Source organism: Mesorhizobium sp. Cs1299R1N1, from assembly GCF_037179655.1.
Classification (GTDB): domain Bacteria; phylum Pseudomonadota; class Alphaproteobacteria; order Rhizobiales; family Rhizobiaceae; genus Mesorhizobium; species Mesorhizobium salmacidum.
The window spans coordinates 253,018-270,932 of the sequence record NZ_JAPYKR010000006.1; the positions used below are offsets into that span (position 1 = coordinate 253,018).

Sequence of the window (17,915 nt, forward strand, 5' to 3'; positions counted from 1 at the left end):
CTGCTCCCGCGCACATCAAAAACGAGGAGAGAATATGAACATCCATATATGGACCAAACATCTCATCAACCTGTCGATCCTGTCGATCGCGGCCACGGCGGCGAATGCCCATGATACCGGCGCACTGGACGAGAAGGTGCGGGCAGCCAATGGCCGCTTCGAGAATGTGGCGATGGCGACCGCCGAAGGCTATGCGCCGATCCCGTGCGCCAGCGGCATAACCGGAGGCGCCATGGGCATCCACTACGTCAATGCCGCCTATCTGAAAGACGACGCGGTCGATGTCGGCAAGCCGGAGGCGGTGATGTACGAACCTACGGCCGACGGCAAGCTCAGGCTTGTTGCCGTCGAATACATCACCTCGAAAGGTCCGGCCTCGCTGGCAGGGCAGCTGTTCAACTTCAACAGCGCTCCCAACCGTTATGGTTTGGGGGCTTTCTACGAACTGCATGTCTGGGCGTGGAAGAAGAACCCGACCGGGACCTTTGCCGACATGAACCCCGATGTGTCGTGCGATGCAATGAAGGCCGACGGCATGTAACCCACCCCGGGCCAACGCATCCATTGCCCACCCAGGCGGGGGCGGGCCGGAGACGAGTGGTCCCGGGGGACACTCGCCCCGGGATGTCTCGGCAACGTCAGTTCGAGGCCGACAGCACCAGCACCGGCTTTTCGCTGTAGAGCGACGGGAACAGCGTCTTCAAATTCGCCACCTTGGGCAAGTCGTTGTAGACGATGTAGGGGTAGGTCGGGTTCAGCGTCAGGAAATCCTGGTGGTAGTTTTCGGCCGGGTAGAAGGTCTTGCCGGTCTCCAGCGTGGTGACGATGGGTTCGGAAAACACCTTGGCCTTGTCGAGCTGGGCGATATAGCTCTGCGCGATCTTCTTCTGGGCGTCGTTTTCGGCAAAGATCGTCGAGCGGTACTGCGTGCCCGAGTCCGGACCCTGGTAGTTGAGCTGGGTCGGATTGTGGGCGACCGAGAAATAGACCTGCAGCAGCTGGCCGTAGGTCACCTTGGACGGATCATAGGTGATCTCGACGGATTCGGCGTGGCCGGTGCGGCCGGTGCCGACCGTCTCGTAGACGGCGTCGTCCTTGGCGCCGCCGGTATAGCCCGAGACCGCCTTGCTGACGCCCTTGACGTGCTGGAACACGCCCTGGACGCCCCAGAAACAGCCGCCGGCGAAGATGGCCTTTTCGCTGCCGGGGGACGCCTTTTCGTCGATTGCCGGCGGCGGGATTTTCACCGCGTCCTCGGCGGAGACGGCGGGCGTCAGCCAGAAGGCGGCGCCCACGACGGCAAGGGCGAGTGCGGCAAGCCCGCCCCGGACAAAGCCGGTCGAACGATTGTTGATATTGGTCATGGTGCACTCCTCATGGCTTCCCCGGGGATCAGTCCATTGGGGGATCAGTCTATTGGATCGGCTGCCGTGGCGCGATGCGCGAGTTGCGGCGGGGGCTCACATTCGCGTGCGGCCCGGACTTTTTGCTTTGAAGTCATTCCCGACGCATAACTGCTTCAAGCCTTTCCGGGATTGCTCCGGCAACTGTCCCCGGCTGGACAGGGAGCCCGCCAGGGACAGAAGGCCACGCACCAATATCAATTGGCGGTGGCATCCGTTGCCGGCTTCATGGCGTCGGTCGCCGGCTTCATGGCATCGGTCACCGGTTTCATCGCATCCGTCGCAGGCTTCATCGCATCGGCGGCGGGCTTCATGGAGTTGGTGGCCATCGGGTCGGCCGGCTTCATGGCATCGGTTGCCGGTTTCATGGCGTCCGCGGCAGGCGCCATGGCGTTGGCGGCGGGCTTCATCGCATTGGTGGCGTCGTCGGCGCGCGCGATGCCGCCGGCAAACAGCGCCGTCGAGCAGAGAGCAAGCGCGAGCGCCGGCAGCGTCAGGCGGGAGAAATTGGTCATGATAGGCTTCCTTGCGGGGTTGATGGCACGCCCTTTCTGGGCGGCCGGGCTCTTGCGCCGCCGCCCGTGCGGCGGCGCAAATCTCTGCTTGGCAAATCTCTGCTCGGCAAATCTCTACTTGGACGCGATCTAGTTGGCGGCGGCGGCCAGGATCGGCCCGCCGCCGGGCGACTGCACCAGCACGGCGGTGCTGAGGCCGCCCGAGGCTGCCGGCAGACCGAACGTCTTGGCCTCGCCGGTCCAGCTGCCGAGTTTTGTCAGCGCGTGCACGACATTGGCGTGCGGCAAGGTGCGGCCGGTGTTTTCGCCACGCGCCACCGGCACCTCGACGACACCGTTGGTGTAGCGCACCAGCCAGACATCGGCCTTGCCGCCAGGCGCCGAGCCGGCGCCGATCGCGACCTTGCCGCCCTCGAGCGACAGCGAGGGACCGCCGGTCTTGGCCGTCGCGGCGATCAGATGTTCGATCTCGCCGGGCGCGGCGCCGACGACGTCGGCATGGCCGTTGACCACCACTTGCGGCGTGAACGGTCCGTCATGGCCGAGCGGGCGCTCGTAGGAAACCTGGCGCTGGGTGAACTCCTGCTTTCCGAACGTGTCCTTCCAGCCGAGATAGTCCCAATAGGTGACGTTGAAGGACAGCGCCAGCACGCCGGGCCGGTCCTTGACCTTGATGAGGTTGGCATTGGCCGGCGGGCAGGACGAGCAGCCCTGGCTGGTGAACAGCTCGACCACGGTGAGCGGCTGGGCGGCTGCCGCGCCGAGCGAGGCGGCGAGCGCCAGCGCAGCGAGGCCGGACAGTGCGAGGAACCTGCTTGATATGACTGGCGACATCGGCGTGCTCCGTGGGGACGGCGCCACGATGCGCCCGTCATGTCCCCACTTCGCCGCCACCACGAGCTTCGTTACAGCGCTCACCGCTTTGTGATTGAAGAGCGTCTCTTCCTTGCGGGTGTCAGAGATTGGCGAAAACGGTCGCGCATCCAATCTCCCCCCTCGTGGGGGAGATGTCCGGCAGGACAGAGGGGGGCGCCGTAGAGCGGCTACGCCGGCGCGTTTAAACAGATATCGGTGCTCGGGAAAAATTGCCGGGAAAAGCCGGGCGGATATCGTGGATCTGGCAAGGCCGGCGGGTCAGCGCCCCCCTATGGCCTGCCGGCCATCTCCCCCACAAGGGGGGAGATCGCAAGCATCACTGCGTCAGCGCCGTGTCCGAGGGGCGCTTGTTGAAATCGCATTTGCCGGTGACGTTGTAGAAGAAGTCGGCATTTGAGGACGGAGTCGGCACCGTTGTGCCACCGTCCTCCCAGGCTTGATAGCTGGTGACGCCACAAGGCACGATGGAGAAGATGTCGACCTTCGTCCCGGTCGTGGTCTCGACCAGGGAGTTCGCACCCACCCCGCTATAGAGTCGGTTGGAGGTGCTCGCATCGTCCGATTTGAGATATTGCGGGTTGCCCGATGGCACGTACATCTGCACAGAGAGGCCACCCATCTGGCTGACATCGACCGACGCGCCAGCGCCGGTGGCCGGATACATGGTGTTGACGCAGGTTGTCGAATATTTCCTGGTGCCACTGGTCTGGAGGATCGCATCGGCGGGCAGACCGGTAAAAGTGGTCACGCTGGCGGTTGTGCAAACTTGCGACTGGACGAGCGTCTTGATGTCTGGGCCACCATTGTTGGTGATCGTATACACGTTCGTGGTGCCGTAGCCCTTCGGATCTCCGAAGCCGTTATAGGTATACTCGATAGACATCAGCGGCTTGGCCGCCGTTGCTCCAAATTGGGTGCCGTAGAGCGTCATCGTCTTGTTCCACCAGCCCGACACCTTGGTGATCTTGAAGGTGGCCTGGACCAGCGCCGGCGGCTTGCTGACAGCCGAGGCCACGGCGATCGGTACGGTGTTGATCCTGGCGATGGTCATGAAGACGGTCGGCATGGCGAAACTTGCCGTGCCCCGCGCGGTGGTGGCGGTGGTGGCGGTGCCGCCCACGAAATTGGTCAGCGTCGCGGTGCCTTGTCCGCCGTTGGCGACGAAGGAATCCTGCAGCATCGTCTGGCGCTGCGAAAGTGTCGCCGTGGTGTCCATGGTGGTGATCGTCAGGATCGCGGCATCCAGCGCCTGCTGCTGGTTGGACTTGGTCTGGACCGCGCTGGTATAGTCGACCGAGAAGCCGACGGCCGCGATCAGCGGCATCAGCATCACCAGGAAGAGCGGCATCATCGACCCGCTGCGGGAGCGGGCAAAGCCGCGCAAAATCCTGAACATTTCCAACCCCAACAGACATTAGCGTTCGTGCATTTACCACACAGCCGTCAAACCAAGGTCTAATGTGATCGATCAAAGTTTACGCATTCTTCGCCCGCGGGCCGGTTTTCCCGGTTTTTCGGCCGATCTCACCGCTTTGTGACCCGCAAGGCAGCCCTTGCGCCGCAAGCCTTGCCGCCGATTGCCGCCCCTGCTAAAGCGCGCGGCATGAGCACGCCCCTCGACCACATCCGCAATTTTTCCATCGTCGCCCATATCGACCATGGCAAATCCACGCTTGCCGACCGCCTGATCCAGTCCACCGGCGGGCTGGAGCTGCGCGACATGAAGGAGCAGGTGCTGGACTCGATGGACATCGAGCGCGAGCGCGGCATCACCATCAAGGCGCAGACGGTGCGGCTGAAATACCGCGCCAACAATGGCGAGGACTATATCCTCAACCTGATCGACACGCCCGGCCATGTCGACTTCGCCTATGAAGTGTCGCGGTCGCTGGCCGCCTGCGAGGGCTCGCTGCTGGTCGTCGACGCCTCCCAGGGCGTCGAGGCGCAGACGCTCGCCAATGTCTACCAGGCGATCGACAACAACCACGAGATCGTCGTGGTGCTGAACAAGGTCGACCTGCCGGCCGCCGAGCCCGAGCGCATCCGCGAGCAGGTCGAGGAGGTGATCGGCATCGACGCCTCGGGCGCCGTGCTGATCTCGGCCAAGACAGGCCTCGGCATTCCCGACGTGCTCGAAGCCATCGTCCACCAATTGCCGCCGCCGCGCGAGGGCGATGCCGCAGCCCCGCTGAAGGCGATGCTGGTCGACAGCTGGTACGACGCCTATCTCGGCGTCATCGTGCTGGTGCGCATCATCGACGGTGTGCTGAAGAAGGGCCAGACCATCCGCATGATGGGCACCGGCGCCAAATATCTGGTCGAGCGCACCGGCGTGTTCACGCCCGCCCGCATCAATGTCGAGGAGCTCGGCCCCGGCGAGTTCGGCTTCTTCACCGGCTCGATCAAGGAAGTGGCCGACACCCGCGTCGGCGACACCATCACCGAGGACAAGCGCCAGACCGCGCACGCTTTGCCCGGCTTCAAGCCGGCGCAGCCGGTGGTGTTCTGCGGCCTGTTCCCGGTCGACGCCGCCGATTTCGAGGATCTGCGCGCCGCCGTCGGCAAGCTGCGCCTCAACGACGCTTCTTTCTCCTATGAAATGGAAACCAGTGCGGCGCTCGGCTTCGGCTATCGCTGCGGCTTCCTTGGCCTCTTGCATCTGGAAATCATCCAGGAGCGGCTGGAGCGCGAGTTCAACCTCGACCTGATCGCCACCGCGCCATCAGTCGTCTACCGGCTGCTGCTCAATGACGGCTCGGTGAAGGAACTGCACAACCCGGCCGACATGCCCGACGTGGTGAAAATCTCGGCCATCGAGGAGCCATGGATCCGCGCCACCATCCTGACTCCTGATGACTATCTCGGCGGCATATTGAAACTCTGCCAGGACCGGCGCGGCATCCAGGCCGACCTCTCCTATGTCGGCAAACGCGCCATGCTGACCTACGACCTGCCGCTCAATGAAGTCGTCTTCGATTTCTACGACCGGCTGAAGTCGATCTCAAAAGGCTACGCCTCCTTCGACTATCACCTGACCGACTACCGCGAGGGCGACCTGGTGAAGATGTCGATCCTGGTCAACGAGGAGCCGGTCGACGCGCTGTCGATGCTGGTGCACCGCACGGCGGCCGAAAAGCGCGGCCGGCAGATGTGCGAGAAGCTCAAGGAGCTGATCCCGCACCACCTCTTCAAGATCCCGATCCAGGCCGCGATCGGCGGCAAGGTCATCGCGCGGGAAACCATCTCGGCGCTGCGCAAGGACGTCACGGCGAAATGCTACGGCGGCGACGTGAGCCGCAAGCGCAAGCTGCTCGACAAGCAGAAAGAGGGCAAGAAGCGGATGCGGCAGTTCGGGAAGGTGGATATCCCGCAGGAGGCGTTTATCCAGGCGCTGAAGATGGGGGATTGAGAAGCCGGTTGGCGCGTAGCGCCAAGACATCGATCCGGTGGATCGATGGCAGGCTTCGAAAGCGGGGGAGCTGCCGGAGGCAGCGGGCCCCCCGCCAGCGCGGCGGTGAAGCTACGCGGTGGGATTGTCCGCTCTCTGAGAGGCGATATTCGGGCGCAGCATCGGAGCAATAATCTACATGTTGCCTCATGCTGCTGCCGCGGCGATCCTGAACCCCCCCTTGTGCATCTTTCCGCCTTCGTGGAATCCGCGACAGCAAGTTCAGCAGTGCTTTCTAGGCAATCGCACCGTTTGTCGGCGTGGCCCGTTACCGTCGTGCAAGCGGTCTGGGACCATTCGCATCACGCCGCCGGGCGGGCTAGGGCTAAGGCACCCTTTGAGAACGTCCTTTACCGGCGTATCCTCCTCCTAACTTTGGGGCATCAAATGCGCACCTCTCTCGACACCACCGCCGCCCTCGGCCTCGCCATCGGCGGCATCTTTGGGCTTGCCGGCACCTTCGTGGCGAGCGATGCGCTGCGCGAGACGCTGTGGGCGATCGATGGCGTGGCGCTGGTGATGGCGACGGCACTTCTGACGATGAAATACCAGCGGCTCGGCAATGATTGCGTGGCTGCGGGCTTCCTGACCTTCCTTGCCGGCGAGAGCCTGCTTCTGGCCGGCAATGCGGCGGGCTTGCCAGCCAGCGTGCCTTCCTATGTCGGCGGCATCTCGCTTTGGGCGGCGGCGCTGATCATGGTCAGCGTGCCGAACACTTTCGCGCTGTGGATGCGGCTGACCGCGCTCGTCGCCGCCGTGCTGTTCCTGGTGTCGGTGGGCATGGTGCTGTGGGGCGCCCCCTTGCTGCCGACCTCGGCGCCGCTACCGGCGGCCGGCTATCCCTTCCTGGTGCTGACCTTCGCCGGCTGGATCTGGACGCTGCTGAGGCCGGCACGGTGAGCGGGGTCGAGCGCGGCGCCTCTTCCTTCCCCCCTTGTGGGGGAAGGTGGATCGGCGCGTCAGCGCCGAGACGGATGAGGGGTGCTGCACGGAGTGAGAGGGTGGTGTTTTCGCGCCGATCTGGCGCGGTTTTTTGATGATGCCGCCAAGCTGGAACACCCCTCATCCGTCTTGCCGCTTCGCGGCAATCCACCTTCTCCCACAAGGGGAGAAGGAAAGGCCAGCGCCGCTCCCGGCGGCAGGCTATCCCTTCCTGGTGCTGACCTTCGCCGGCTGGATCTGGAGGCTGGTGAGGCCGGCACGGTGAGGGCGGAGGGGCGCGACGCCTCTTCCTTCCCCCCTTGTGGGGGAAGGTGGATCGGCGCGTCAGCGCCGAGACGGATGAGGGGTGCGTACAGAGTGGGGCGGTGACATATGTCGTGCCGATTTGGTGCGGTCTTTGATGGTGCCGCCAAGCTGGAACACCCCTCATCCGTCTTGCCGCTTTGCGGCAATCCACCTTCTCCCACAAGGGGAGAAGGAAAGGCCAGCGCCACTGCCGGCGGCAGGCTATCCCTTCCTGGTGCTGACCTTCGCCGGCTGGATCTGGACGCTGCTGAGGCCTGCACGGTGAGGGCGGAGGGGCGCGGCGCCTCTTCCTTCCCCCCTTGTGGGGGAAGGTGGATCGGCGCGTAGCGCCGAGACGGATGAGGGGTGCTGCACAGAGTGAGAGCGTGGTCTTTTCGCGCCGATTTGGTGCGGTCTTTGATGGTGCCGCCAAGCTGGAACACCCCTCATCCGTCTTGCCGCCTTGCGGCAATCCACCTTCTCCCACAAGGGGAGAAGGAAGGCCAGCGCCGCTGCCGGCGGCCGGCTATCCGTTCCTGGTGCTTACCTTCGCCGGCTGGATCTGGACGCTGCTGAGGCCTGCACGGTGAGAGCGGAGGGGCGCGGCGCCTCTTCCTTCCCCCCTTGTGGGGGAAGGTGGATCGGCGCGTAGCGCCGAGACGGATGAGGGGTGCTGCACAGAGTGAGAGCGTGGTGTTTTCGCGCCGATTTCGTGCGGTTTTTGATGGTGCCGCCAAGCTGGAACACCCCTCATCCGTCTTGCCGCCTTGCGGCAATCCACCTTCTCCCACAAGGGGAGAAGGAAAGGCCAGCGCCACTGCCGGCATGAAAAAGATCTATGCAGGGCCAACGCTGAGCAAGCGCGAGAAGCTTTCGGCCGTGTCGCGTGTCCGGTGTCGGTCTGCCCGCACTAGAGACGTTCACCGTTTCCCGGAAACGGGTAAGCCTGTCGCCGCCGGTCGCGCGATGCATCCCGGATTGGTACGAATTCATACCAACTGCCCGGCTCGGTTGATCGCGCGCCATAGGCCCGGTACATAAATCGGGCGGCGGACCTTCATCAGGTCGCTAGTGGCCGGCGCGGGGCTCAGGCAATTGTCTCACCGGCATGCGCGCCGGCCATCTTCCCCAAATGATATGAGTGTGGGCCAAAGGCGCTCCACATTGTTCGAGGCTTCCGGCGATGACCTTCGCAGGCTGAATCCGGACGCCGAACGCATGTTGCCAAGCTGGAACACCCCTCATCCGACCTCGCTTCGCGAGGCCACCTTCCCCCGCAAGGGGGGAAGGAAGAGGCGCCGCATTCGCCTTAACTTTCGATCCAAACCTTCTCGAAATGCTGTTCGAGCGCCTGGTGCTGTTCGCAGCCTTCGATGCCTTTGCGGTAGGTGCGGTAGACCGAGCGCCAGTAGGGCTGGATGATGATGCCTGAATCGCGCAAATTCTGCTCGATCTGAGCCATGATCTCCTTGCGGGCCTTGGGGTCGGGCATGGCCAAGGCCTTGTCGAGCAGCTCGTCGAATTCTTTGCTGGCATAGGCGCTTTCGTTCCAGGCGGCGCCGGATTTGTACGCCAGCGCCAGCACCTGGACGCCGAGCGGGCGGCCGAGCCATTCGGTGCAGGAATAGGGGAACTTGCTCCAGTCGTTCCAGAAGGTGGCGGCGGGCAGCACGGTGCGCTTGATCTTGAGGCCGGCCTCGCGGATCTGCGCGGCGATGGCGTCCCCCGTGTTTTTCTGCCATTCGACGTCGACCGAGATCAGTTCGTATTCATGGTCCGCCTTGCCGGATTCGGCGAGCAGTTTCCTGGCCTCATCCACATCGCGTTTGGCCGGGCCGATATCGGCGAATTCGGGGTGCATGGGGCCGACATGGTGGTTGTCGGCGGGTTTGCCGCGGCCGTCGAGGCCGAGCTTCAGCACGGCCGAATTGTCGACGGCGAGCTGGGCGGCGCGGCGCACCTTGACGTCGTCATAGGGCGGATTGCCGACATTGAAGCGGGCGACGATCGTGGACCCCGTGGCGATCTCGGAATTTTTCAACCCCATCTTGTCGGTCTGCGAGACGGCATCGGAAGCGGTCTCGTGGTCGGTGTCGATCTCGCCGGATTCGAACGCCGACAGCATGGCGTTGGGGTCGGAGCCGTAGTCGATCCACTGGATGCCGTCGAGGTAGAACTCGCCCTTCCACCACGGCTTGTCCTTGCGCTTGACCTCCGCGCCGGTCTCGGCGTCCCATTTGACGAGCTCGCAGGGGCCCGTGGTGATCGCCAGAGCCTTCATCGGGTCGCCATCGCCATCATAGGAGCGATGCATGATCAGCGCGGGATAGTCGGCCATGCCGGCGATCAGCGAGATGTCGGGTTTTGGCAAATTGAGTTTTATCGTGAAGTCGTCGACCTTCTCGATGCCGCCATCGACCACCTTCTTGGTGTCGGCTTTGACCAGCGCGCCCATGCGCGCGGCGACCGAATTGCCGGCAACGCCGGCCTCGCACCAGCGGGTGAGGTTGTGGACGACATCGTCGGCGTTGAAGGCGTCGCCGTTCGACCAGGTGATGCCCTTGCGCACATGCAAGGTCAGCGTCCTGGCGTCGTCGCTCATCTCCCATTTTTCCAGCAGCCAGGGCTCGAACGAAAAATCGGTGTTCCAGCGCACCAGATATTCGTTGCAGTGGCGCGCGACGTTGGACATTTCGACACCGTCGAAGGTGCGCGGGTCCTTGAAACCCTTGACGTTCATGGCGACACGCAAGGTTCCGCCCTTCTTCGGCTCGGCGGCGCGGGTCGGCGTCGCGGCTATGCCGCCCAGGGAAAAAGCGCCGGCGGCGCTGACGCCGAGCCCGGCCATGAGCGCCAGATATTCGCGGCGGCTGATGCCGCCCGTCCTGAACTCGTCGGCGACGGGCTTGGCGCGTGGGTGAAGCTTGCGGTCGGTCAGCATGAATTTCATCGTCGTTCCCTCTTTTGTTGGTGCATGCCGCCCAAAGTGCCCGGCGATCATGCACAGGCTCGCCAACGCGGGGGCGGCTGCGACCGCCGGGGCGCCATTGCTGAGAGGGAATGATAAAGCGGGGTAACTGGGGGAAATGTTCTGGAATCCGCAGGAGTTGTGCGGCGCTCCGCAGGGGTGAGCGGGGCGGGTCCGGACTGGCCGACGTCGAATTCCTTCACACCCCCCTCTGGCCTGCCGGCCATCTCCCCCGCAAGGGGGGAGATTGGCAGCTTCAGCGCTCCGCCGACTTTGAGACGTTGGAGATTGGCGAAGGCAAAACACGACATCCGATCTCCCCCCTTGCGGGGGAGATGGCCGGCAGGCCAGAGGGGGGTGCTGTCCCGCTGGCGTTGCCGAGGAAAGGGGATAACACCAACAAAAAACCCGGCGCGAGGCCGGGTTTCTCAAGCTATTCCATTCAGCCGAGCCTCAGCTCACCTTGGTCTGCGACGCGGCCTGGTCTTCGGCGATCTTCTGCTGGAACATCTGCGCGAAATCGATCGGGTCGAGCATCAGCGGCGGGAAGCCGCCATTGCGCGTCGCCTCGGCGATGATCTGGCGGGCGAAGGGGAACAAAAGGCGCGGGCATTCGATGAACAGGATCGGCAGCATGTGCTCCTGCGGGAAGCCCGAAATGGCGAAGACGCCGCCATAGACCAGCTCGACATTGAACAGCACTTCCTGGTCGAAAGAGGCCTTGGCGTTCAGCGTCAGGTTGACGTCGAACTGCTTGTCGGACAGCGGGTTGGCATTGACGTTGACGTTGATGGCGATGCCGGGCGCCTTGTCGCGGCCGCGCAGCGAGTTGGGCGCGCCGGGGCTTTCGAAGGACAGGTCCTTGACATACTGGGCCAGGACGTTGAGCGAGGGCTGCGTCGCGTTGCCGTTGCCGTTGGCGCCGACCGGCGCGTCATCATTGCTGGCCATGAGCCGATATCCTTTTCCCCTGGGCAGTCTCGCTCACCGAATGATCGGGGCTGACCGAATTGAAATCGGGCGTTCGCTACCATGGCCGGCATGACAAGACAAGGTTTGCCGCCTTGCTTGTCGCGTCGTCATCCCAGGGCGAAGCAGGCGCGCAGCGGCGTCGCGGAGACCATGGGATCCATGCCGCGACACCGGCCAAGGAATGCAGCGGCTCGAAGCAGCCGAATGGCCGACGCACAACTTGCCGGTGACTTCGCCGCGACGGACTTCGAGTTGAAGCAGAGCAAAAATTCTGCACCGTCGCAGCGCGTCCATGTCACGGCATGGATCCTGGGGTCTACGCCGCGTCGCTCCGCTCCTTGCTCCGCCCCAGGATGACGAAGGGAAGCCTCAGTCGTCCTTCAGCCGCCGCCACGGCGAATTGTGGTCCGGGCCGCGCTTCAGGTCGTCCTCGCGCGAATAGTCGCCGTCTTCGAGGTCGATGACCTTGTCGCGCTGGCGGCGGAAGCCGCCGGTGGAGAAATCGGTGGCCACGACGATGCGGCCCTTCAGCCTACTCCAGGCAAGGTCGCGCACCGGCGGCAGGAACAGGAGCAGGCCGATGATGTCGGTGATGAAGCCGGGGATGATCAAAAGGATCGCCGCGACGACGATCATGGCGCCATGGGCGAGCTGGCCGCTGGGGTCGCGGCCGGCGGCCATCTCGGCGCGGATGCGGGTCATGACGCCGAAACCCTGGTGGCGCAGCAAAAGCACGCCGGCGAAGCTCGAGGCCAGCACCAGGCCGACCGTGGCCAGCGCGCCGACCTCGCGGCCGACGACGACGAAACCGGCGATTTCCAGCAGCGGCAGCGCGAGGAGAAAGAAGGGAAGCAGCGAAATGCGCAAGTCTTTACCGACCATTCGATTGTTTTGTCCCGCCGGCGACCAATCGCCGCTGGCACGGAGGCTGTTAGATAGGTATGCCTGCCTTTGATTTGAATGATTGCGCCTTGCGTTCTATATGCTTTGAATGGTGAACGCTATGCGACCGCGGCCTGTCGGCTGGGACGGTCCGGCCTAGAGGCAGGGATTGATTGGCGGAAAATATGGGCTTCTTCGACTTCGGCACGATTTTCTTCCTGATCGCGGCGGTGGTGATCTTCTTCCAGCTGCGCAACGTGCTGGGCCGTCGGACCGGTAGCGAACGGCCGCCCTTCGATCCCTATACGGCGGCGCGCACCGACAAGGACGCCACGCAGAAGCCCGAAAACGTGGTTTCGCTGCCGCGCAAGCGGGGGCCCGGCGAGCCGGCGCCGGCCGACACCTATACGGCCATCGACGCCTTCGCCAAGCCAGACACCGATCTCAACAAGGGCCTGCGCGCGATCAAGGACAATGACCCGTCCTTCGACCCGAAGGGGTTCGTCGACGGTGCCAAGATGGCCTATGAGATGATCGTCATGGCCTATGCCGACGGCGACCGCAAAACGCTGAAGAACCTTCTGTCGCGCGAGGTCTATGACGGCTTCGTCGCGGCGATCGGCGAGCGCGAGGCCAAGTCGGAAAAGATCCAGTCCTCCTTCGTCGGCATCGACAAGGCCGATATCGTCTCGGCCGAGATGAAGGGCGGCGAGGCGCATGTGACGCTGCGCATCATCAGCGAGCTGATCTCGGCGACGCGCGATCAGGCCGGCACGGTCATCGACGGCGACCCCGAAACGGTGGCCGAGGTCAAGGATGTCTGGACATTCGCCCGCGACACGCGCTCGCGCGATCCGAACTGGAAGCTCGTCGCCACCGAAGAAGAAGACTGAGTCCGGAACAGGCGGGCTCCGGTGTCGCTGTCGCCTCTCCTTGTTGAAAGGTCTTTCGGCGATCTCCCCGGCTGGGGTGACGACGACCATCTGCCGGCCTTCGAGGCCTTTGCCCGCTCCGCCTTCCATGTGCCGGTAAAACCCTATCGCAGCGGTGCGCTGGGCGTCGATTTCGGCGCCTTCGCCGAGGCCTATGCGCACGCGCGCGGCGCCGCGCCGGCGAACCGATCCGAGGCCCGCGCCTTCTTCGAGCGCCATTTCGTGCCAATGCTGGTCCGGCCGGAGACCGGCGCCGGCCTCGTCACCGGCTTCTACGAGCCGCAAGTCGAGGCCTCGCCGGTGCGGAGCGAGCATTTTGCCGTGCCGCTGCTGTCGCGTCCGGCCGACCTCGTCGATGTCGACGATGCCAATCGGCCCGCCGGGATGGATCCTTATCTTGCCTTCGCCCGTCGGACCGCCGACGGGCTGACCGAATATCCCGACCGTGGCGCGATCGAGCGCGGCGTGCTCGCCGGCCAGGGGCTGGAGATCGCCTGGCTGGCCGACAAGGTCGACGCCTTTTTCATCCATGTGCAAGGCGCGGCGCGGCTTGCCATGACCGATGGCCGGCTTTGCCGCGTCACCTACGCCGCCAAATCCGGCCAGCGTTTCACCGGGCCGGGCAAAATCCTGAGCGAGCTGGGGGAAATCCCGCTCGCCGACGTGACGATGCAGTCGATCCGCGGCTGGTTCAAGGCGCATCCGGAGCGCGTCGACGAGATCCTGTGGCAGAACCGCTCCTATATCTTCTTTCGCGAGGCCGCGGTGGATGACGTGGCGCTGGGGCCGATCGCGGCCGCCAAGGTGCCGCTGACGCCGGGCCGCTCGATGGCCGTCGACCGCCTGCTGCATACATTCGGCACGCCTTTTTACATCGACGCGCCGACGCTTACCGCCTTCGACAAAAGACCGTTCCGGCGGCTGATGATCGCGCAGGACACTGGCTCGGCCATCACCGGGTCGGCGCGCGGCGACCTGTTCGCCGGCTCGGGCGATGCCGCCGGCGAGATCGCCGGGGTGGTGCGCAACGCCGCCGATTTTTACGCGCTGGTGCCACGCGCGCTGGCCGGGGGCGCAAAATGAGCAGGCGCCCGGATAAACTCAGCGAGGATGACCGGGTGCTGTGGAACCTGGTGGCGCGTACCGCCAAGCCGCTCAAGGGCCGCGCCGCCGTCGACATTCCAGACATGGCCGTCGATGCCAGGCCAACGCCCTCGCAACCGGCCCAGCCCGTTGCCAACGCGTCGAGCGCGGCAAAGCCGAAGGTCCAGCACGTCACGCACCGGCTCGACGAGCCGACACTGGACAAGTTGCAAAAAGGCCGGCTGCCGATCGAGGGCCGCGTCGACCTGCATGGCATGACGCAGGACGAGGCCTATTCGCTGCTGTTCTCGTTCCTGCACCGGGCGCATGCCGGCGGCGTCCGCTATGTGCTGGTCATCACCGGCAAGGGGTCGTCCTCCGGCGGCGATGGCGTCCTGCGGCGCGCCGTGCCGGCCTGGCTGTCGACACCGGCGTTCCGGCCGCTGGTCTCCAGCCACGACCATGCCGCCCGCAACCATGGCGGCTCGGGCGCGCTCTACATCAGGCTGCGGCGGGCACGCTCATGAGGGCTCTCAGGATGCCGGGCGCATGACGCCGTTCGGCGAGAAGCTGCGGACGCTGAGGGCCGAACGCGGCGTCAGCCAGAAAGACATGGCGGCGGCGATCGGCGTCAGCGCCGCCTATCTGTCGGCGCTCGAGCATGGCAGGCGCGGCGCGCCGACCTGGACGCTGATCCAGAAGATCATCGGCTATTTCAACATCATCTGGGACGACGCCGAGGAACTGGCGCGGCTGGCCGAAACCTCGCATCCGCGCGTGAAACTCGATACGTCGGGTCTTTCCCCCGCCGCCACCGAACTTGCCAATCTTCTGGCCGAGAACATCGAAAAGCTGGATGAGGCCGCGCTTCTGCGCATCACCGCGTCGATCCGCGCGGCACTCGGCCGGCGATCCTAGACTCGGGTTTCCGCCCGGACTTTGCGGCGGCCGGGCGATCGCCCGATCGCAAAACAGCGCCCGCCGGCGAGCAGCCGGCGGGCAGCCGTGGTGAGATCATTTCTTGCCGGCCGTGCTGCCACCATTGCCGCCGCGACCATGGTCGCCATGATTCTGGCCGCCATGTCCGCCGCCCAGGCAGTCCGACGCGCCGGCGGCGCCGCAACAGCGGCCGGCCCACAGGTCGTTGAGGTTGGTGTTGGCGCAGCTTGGAATGGTCTGGCCGGCCAGAGCGGATCCGGTCAGGGCCGAAACGGCAGCGGCGGCGAGAAGGGTGTTGCGCAGAAAAGCAGTCATTTGAAGTCTCCATGATTTGGGTTTCTATCGTCCACGGCTGTGTGTCGCCGGGCGAACGGAAATGGTTCATGGAGGGATGAAAGATTTTCGGAATGGCTATGCGAGACGCACGATCGGCAATGTTGGCGCCGGCCGACCTTCGCTAGGGATAAGGGCGGCGCTCTTTGCTACTGTACCGAGCCGACCAGAACCTGCTGGCCGCCGCGGATCGAGACCCAGCGGCCGGTGTTGTCGATCGCCTGGCGTTTGAGGAAGCGGTAGCCGGTCTCGTCCCAGGGCTTGACCTTGTCGGTCAGATTGTCGAGCACATAGTCGCCGCCGTCCGTGCGCACGGTCAGCACGGCGTGGCCTTCCCCGTCGGGCTTGCGCACCACGGTCATCAAGAGATCGGCGAGCGACATGCCCATGCGGGACAACTGGCGCCGCTTCTCCAGCACGTAATCCTCGCAGTCGCCGACGCCCTTGTCGGGATAGGCCCAGACCTCGTCCTTGCCATAGATGTCCATGTCGCTCATCGGCTTGACGGCGGCATTGACCCTGGCGGTGACGTTGACCAGCTTGCGCATCAATCCGTCGGTCAGGACCGCCGGCGCGAGGTTGGCCGGGCGGATCGAGCATTCGCCCGGACGCTGCTTGCAGAAATCATAGTGACCGATCGGCTGCGAGGTGAGGCCCCCGGTCGCCATCGCGTCCGAAGCCCAGGCCGGTGTCATCCAGCCCCCCGTTAACGCCAGCCCGGCTGCCGCGCATACGCGCAGCCTTCGCGTGATTGAGGAATTCATTGTCCCCGCTCGCCCTGTTGTTAACGAAACGTTAAGGGCGATTTACACTCCGTGTCAATTAAGACATCGAGTTGATTTGCGGCATGGTTACCCGCGAGGAGGGACAGCGGCACTTGCGCAACAGAATCGGACCCGCGGCCGGCTCTGTTTCAAAACCGCCTACCGCTTGGCGGTGCGGACCAGTTTCGGCTTCACCGCCACCCGGGTCTGGCGGCCATAGCTGGTGATGAAGTCGACGATGCGCGGCACGATCTCGGAGCGGAAGCGCGAGCCGTTGAAGACGCCGTAATGGCCGACCGCCGGCTGCACATAGTGCGCCTTCTTGTCGGCGGGGATGTTGACGCACAGGTCCTGCGCCGCCTTGGTCTGGCCAAGGCCCGAAATGTCGTCGTTCTCGCCCTCGACCGTGAACAGGGCGACGTTGCGGATACCGGACGGATCGATCCTGGTGCCGCGATGCGTCATCTCGCCCTTGGGCAGGGCATGGCGCACGAAGACGGTGTCGACGGTCTGCAGGTAGAACTCCGCCGTCAGGTCCATCACCGCCAGATATTCGTCATAGAAGTCACGGTGCTTTTCGGCGTTGTCGCCATCGTGCTTCACAAGGTGCATGAAGAACTCCTTGTGAGCGATGATGTGGCGGTCGAGGTTCATGCTCATGAAACCCGAAAGCTGCAGGAAACCGGGATAAACCTCACGGCCGAAGCCCGGCACCGGCCAGGGCGCGCGCATGACGACGTTGTCGCGGAACCAGTCGATGCCCTTTTCCTTGGCCAGCAGATTGACGGCTGTCGGGTTGCGGCGGGTGTCGATCGGCCCGCCCATCAGGGTCATCGTCGAAGGGACGAAGGGGTCGCCCTTGGCCTCCATCAGCGCCACGGCCGCAAGCACCGGCACGGAAGGCTGGCACACGGCCATCACATGCGTGTCCGGACCCAGCGTGTGCAGCATGTCGATGACGTAGTCGATGTAGTCGTCGAGATCGAAGCTGCCATCGGCCAGCGGCACCATGCGGGCATCGACCCAGTCGGTGATATGGACATCGGCATAGGGCAGCATCGCCTCGACCGTGCCGCGCAGCAGCGTCGCGTAATGGCCCGACATCGGCGCCACGATCAAAAGCTTCGGGTCGGCCTTGCGTCCGGCTGGAACGGCGCGCTCGAAACGGACGAGATTGCAGAACGGCTTCGACCAGACTGTCTTTTCGGTGACCGCGACGCTCTTCCAGTCGACCACGGTCTTGTCCAGGCCAAATTGCGGCTTGCTGTAGCGGCGCGTGGTGCGCTCGAACAGTTCGGCGCCCGCCGCGACCGAACGGCCCCAGTGCGTATGCGAAACCGGGTTGAGCGGATTGGAGTAGAACAACCGGACCGCGTCGGCATAGAGCCGTGCCGGCTGCAGGGCGGCGTGGTTCATTTCGTAGAGCTGGTAGAACATCCGTTACCCCGCGACCGAAGAGACGACGAACAGCGCCGATCCCTAGGTGTCTCGCGGGGAAGTTAACAACTAATTGCTGCGATGCAATACGTCACGTGGCGTGACTAATGCTAATTTCGTCCAAAGCCTTGAAAAC

17 protein-coding genes are annotated in these 17,915 nt (G+C 64.3%); 7 read left to right on the forward strand and 10 right to left on the reverse strand.

Annotation, left to right across the window (positions count from 1 at the left end; translation table 11 throughout):
- Positions 1-34 precede the first annotated feature (34 nt).
- Entirely contained in the window at positions 35-541 is a 507-nt protein-coding gene (locus tag O7A70_RS15420) for a hypothetical protein (RefSeq protein WP_337141110.1), read from the forward strand.
- 97 nt (positions 542-638) lie between these two features.
- On the opposite strand, the gene msrA is transcribed toward O7A70_RS15420, so the two are convergent.
- The 4 genes from msrA to O7A70_RS15440 all read right to left on the reverse strand — a co-directional run bounded on the left by msrA (position 639) and on the right by O7A70_RS15440 (position 4,190).
- Entirely contained in the window at positions 639-1,364 is a 726-nt protein-coding gene (msrA, locus tag O7A70_RS15425; protein WP_337141111.1) for a peptide-methionine (S)-S-oxide reductase MsrA, read from the reverse strand.
- A 236-nt stretch (positions 1,365-1,600) separates the two neighbouring features.
- Positions 1,601-1,918 (reverse strand): hypothetical protein, encoded by a 318-nt coding sequence (locus O7A70_RS15430; RefSeq protein WP_337141112.1) that lies wholly within the window; start codon positions 1,916-1,918, stop codon positions 1,601-1,603.
- Between the two features lie 129 nt (positions 1,919-2,047).
- Positions 2,048-2,752: a DUF1223 domain-containing protein gene (locus O7A70_RS15435; RefSeq protein WP_337141113.1), complete on the reverse strand. Its 705-nt coding sequence runs from the start codon at positions 2,750-2,752 to the stop codon at positions 2,048-2,050.
- Between the two features lie 358 nt (positions 2,753-3,110).
- Positions 3,111-4,190: a TadE/TadG family type IV pilus assembly protein gene (locus O7A70_RS15440; protein ID WP_337141114.1), complete on the reverse strand. Its 1,080-nt coding sequence runs from the start codon at positions 4,188-4,190 to the stop codon at positions 3,111-3,113.
- A gap of 207 nt (positions 4,191-4,397) precedes the next feature.
- Between O7A70_RS15440 and lepA the strand changes: the two genes are divergently transcribed.
- Entirely contained in the window at positions 4,398-6,203 is a 1,806-nt protein-coding gene (lepA, locus tag O7A70_RS15445; RefSeq protein ID WP_140507126.1) for a translation elongation factor 4, read from the forward strand.
- Positions 6,204-6,629: 426 nt separating this feature from the next.
- Complete coding sequence (locus tag O7A70_RS15450; protein ID WP_337141115.1) at positions 6,630-7,142, forward strand: hypothetical protein; 513 nt, start codon at positions 6,630-6,632, stop codon at positions 7,140-7,142.
- Between the two features lie 1,636 nt (positions 7,143-8,778).
- Here O7A70_RS15450 and O7A70_RS15455 read toward each other — a convergent pair.
- From O7A70_RS15455 to O7A70_RS15465, 3 genes are all read right to left on the reverse strand, one after another.
- Entirely contained in the window at positions 8,779-10,419 is a 1,641-nt protein-coding gene (locus O7A70_RS15455) for an ABC transporter substrate-binding protein (RefSeq protein ID WP_337141116.1), read from the reverse strand.
- A 471-nt stretch (positions 10,420-10,890) separates the two neighbouring features.
- Positions 10,891-11,388, reverse strand: a complete 498-nt coding sequence (secB, locus tag O7A70_RS15460) for a protein-export chaperone SecB (RefSeq protein ID WP_027145705.1) — start codon at positions 11,386-11,388, stop codon at positions 10,891-10,893.
- Positions 11,389-11,778: 390 nt separating this feature from the next.
- Positions 11,779-12,276 (reverse strand): FxsA family protein, encoded by a 498-nt coding sequence (locus O7A70_RS15465; protein ID WP_027145706.1) that lies wholly within the window; start codon positions 12,274-12,276, stop codon positions 11,779-11,781.
- 200 nt (positions 12,277-12,476) lie between these two features.
- Between O7A70_RS15465 and O7A70_RS15470 the strand changes: the two genes are divergently transcribed.
- Genes O7A70_RS15470 through O7A70_RS15485 form a run of 4 tightly spaced genes read left to right on the forward strand, consistent with a single transcriptional unit; the run spans position 12,477 to position 15,224 of the window.
- Complete coding sequence (locus tag O7A70_RS15470; protein ID WP_337141258.1) at positions 12,477-13,184, forward strand: Tim44/TimA family putative adaptor protein; 708 nt, start codon at positions 12,477-12,479, stop codon at positions 13,182-13,184.
- A gap of 21 nt (positions 13,185-13,205) precedes the next feature.
- Complete coding sequence (gene mltA / locus O7A70_RS15475; protein WP_337141117.1) at positions 13,206-14,306, forward strand: murein transglycosylase A; 1,101 nt, start codon at positions 13,206-13,208, stop codon at positions 14,304-14,306.
- Positions 14,303-14,833: a Smr/MutS family protein gene (locus O7A70_RS15480; RefSeq protein ID WP_337141118.1), complete on the forward strand. Its 531-nt coding sequence runs from the start codon at positions 14,303-14,305 to the stop codon at positions 14,831-14,833. Before mltA ends, O7A70_RS15480 begins: the two co-directional genes overlap by 4 nt.
- Positions 14,834-14,855: 22 nt before the next feature.
- Complete coding sequence (locus O7A70_RS15485) at positions 14,856-15,224, forward strand: helix-turn-helix domain-containing protein (RefSeq protein WP_027145710.1); 369 nt, start codon at positions 14,856-14,858, stop codon at positions 15,222-15,224.
- Between the two features lie 96 nt (positions 15,225-15,320).
- On the opposite strand, the gene O7A70_RS15490 is transcribed toward O7A70_RS15485, so the two are convergent.
- The 3 genes from O7A70_RS15490 to O7A70_RS15500 all read right to left on the reverse strand — a co-directional run bounded on the left by O7A70_RS15490 (position 15,321) and on the right by O7A70_RS15500 (position 17,779).
- Positions 15,321-15,560 carry a hypothetical protein gene (locus O7A70_RS15490; RefSeq protein ID WP_337141119.1) on the reverse strand — a complete coding sequence of 80 codons (240 nt, stop codon included), beginning with the start codon at positions 15,558-15,560 and terminating at the stop codon, positions 15,321-15,323.
- 167 nt (positions 15,561-15,727) lie between these two features.
- Positions 15,728-16,342 (reverse strand): transglutaminase-like cysteine peptidase, encoded by a 615-nt coding sequence (locus O7A70_RS15495; protein WP_140749787.1) that lies wholly within the window; start codon positions 16,340-16,342, stop codon positions 15,728-15,730.
- A gap of 159 nt (positions 16,343-16,501) precedes the next feature.
- Positions 16,502-17,779: a polyhydroxyalkanoate depolymerase gene (locus tag O7A70_RS15500; RefSeq protein ID WP_337141120.1), complete on the reverse strand. Its 1,278-nt coding sequence runs from the start codon at positions 17,777-17,779 to the stop codon at positions 16,502-16,504.
- Positions 17,780-17,915: the final 136 nt, after the last annotated feature.

Bases quoted from the DNA above. Each gene is read 5' to 3' on its own strand.
- O7A70_RS15430 (WP_337141112.1), bottom strand. From the start codon at position 1,918: ATGACCAATTTCTCCCGCCTGACGCTGCCGGCGCTCGCGCTTGCTCTC.
- lepA (WP_140507126.1), top strand. From the start codon at position 4,398: ATGAGCACGCCCCTCGACCACATCCGCAATTTTTCCATCGTCGCCCAT.
- O7A70_RS15470 (WP_337141258.1), top strand. From the start codon at position 12,477: ATGGGCTTCTTCGACTTCGGCACGATTTTCTTCCTGATCGCGGCGGTG.
- O7A70_RS15455 (WP_337141116.1), bottom strand. From the start codon at position 10,419: ATGAAATTCATGCTGACCGACCGCAAGCTTCACCCACGCGCCAAGCCC.
- secB (WP_027145705.1), bottom strand. From the start codon at position 11,388: ATGGCCAGCAATGATGACGCGCCGGTCGGCGCCAACGGCAACGGCAAC.
- msrA (WP_337141111.1), bottom strand. From the start codon at position 1,364: ATGACCAATATCAACAATCGTTCGACCGGCTTTGTCCGGGGCGGGCTT.
- O7A70_RS15480 (WP_337141118.1), top strand. From the start codon at position 14,303: ATGAGCAGGCGCCCGGATAAACTCAGCGAGGATGACCGGGTGCTGTGG.
- O7A70_RS15440 (WP_337141114.1), bottom strand. From the start codon at position 4,190: ATGTTCAGGATTTTGCGCGGCTTTGCCCGCTCCCGCAGCGGGTCGATG.
- O7A70_RS15420 (WP_337141110.1), top strand. From the start codon at position 35: ATGAACATCCATATATGGACCAAACATCTCATCAACCTGTCGATCCTG.
- O7A70_RS15435 (WP_337141113.1), bottom strand. From the start codon at position 2,752: ATGTCGCCAGTCATATCAAGCAGGTTCCTCGCACTGTCCGGCCTCGCT.
- O7A70_RS15485 (WP_027145710.1), top strand. From the start codon at position 14,856: ATGACGCCGTTCGGCGAGAAGCTGCGGACGCTGAGGGCCGAACGCGGC.
- O7A70_RS15495 (WP_140749787.1), bottom strand. From the start codon at position 16,342: ATGAATTCCTCAATCACGCGAAGGCTGCGCGTATGCGCGGCAGCCGGG.
- O7A70_RS15500 (WP_337141120.1), bottom strand. From the start codon at position 17,779: ATGTTCTACCAGCTCTACGAAATGAACCACGCCGCCCTGCAGCCGGCA.
- O7A70_RS15450 (WP_337141115.1), top strand. From the start codon at position 6,630: ATGCGCACCTCTCTCGACACCACCGCCGCCCTCGGCCTCGCCATCGGC.
- O7A70_RS15490 (WP_337141119.1), bottom strand. From the start codon at position 15,560: ATGACTGCTTTTCTGCGCAACACCCTTCTCGCCGCCGCTGCCGTTTCG.